Origin of the sequence: Megasphaera sp. AF13-6AC (assembly GCF_027685385.1) — a bacterium.
In the GTDB taxonomy this organism is placed as follows: domain Bacteria; phylum Bacillota; class Negativicutes; order Veillonellales; family Megasphaeraceae; genus Megasphaera; species Megasphaera micronuciformis.
The window spans coordinates 307-519 of the sequence record NZ_JAQCUN010000353.1 but is presented as its reverse complement, the minus strand read 5'-3'; the positions used below and the strand labels follow the sequence as shown (position 1 = coordinate 519).

Genomic DNA, 213 nt, shown 5'->3' with positions numbered 1-213 from the left:
AGAAACGGGCCGTAAGAACCATTTCTTTATGATGGATATTTTCCATACCTTCCGCTTTGATAAAGTCAAGGGCCGCATGAAGGCCTATGATTCCGGGCAGGTTTAAAGTACCCGATTCGAAACGGTCGGGAAGAAAGTCAGGCATTTCTTCCGTATGTGACAGACTCCCCGTGCCGCCGGCGATGAGAGGGGTCATGATTGTCGCCAACGAGT

Annotated in this window: 1 protein-coding gene; it reads right to left on the bottom strand. The window is 50.2% G+C overall.

Translation table 11 applies throughout. The annotated features are described in order from the left end of the window. A partial coding sequence (locus PGX78_RS09435) for an aminotransferase class V-fold PLP-dependent enzyme (protein ID WP_270446713.1) occupies positions 1–213 on the bottom strand: 213 nt, incomplete at both ends.